Annotated in this window: 1 protein-coding gene; it reads left to right on the top strand. The window is 43.5% G+C overall.

What is annotated here, in order from left to right:
• Positions 1-363, top strand: a 363-nt coding sequence (locus A1D25_RS02005; RefSeq protein WP_157394040.1) for a hypothetical protein, incomplete at both ends; no start/stop codon positions are given.

The following is a 363-nucleotide window of genomic DNA, read 5'->3' as shown; positions in this document are numbered from 1 at the left end:
GAAGAATTGCCAAACAACCCAGAGGACAAACTCAACCCACCAAAAGATCTTAAATTAGAAGCGACAGACACCCGTCAAGGTGGAGCAGACGACCGCACAGAGCCAAACCCAGATCACTTTGTCTTAACAGGCAATGTACCAGACGCACCAGCAGGTACTGAAATTGAAGTGACTGTTGATGGCGTAGTTGTTGGTAAAGGTAAAACAGACGATAAAGGCAACTTTGAAGTTGAATTTAATGACAAAGACAAAGTTAATGGAAATGGCGATCCAATCGACATCACCAAAGGCAGCACATTAGTGGTGAAGGCGAAAGATCCGAAAAATCCAAATAACAACAGTGATGAAGCACCAATAGCCGTT

It is taken from the genome of Ursidibacter arcticus (assembly GCF_009761375.1).
In the GTDB taxonomy this organism is placed as follows: Bacteria; Pseudomonadota; Gammaproteobacteria; order Enterobacterales; family Pasteurellaceae; genus Ursidibacter; species Ursidibacter arcticus.
Note: the sequence above shows the minus strand (reverse complement) of the source record. Positions and strands in the feature narration are given on the sequence as shown.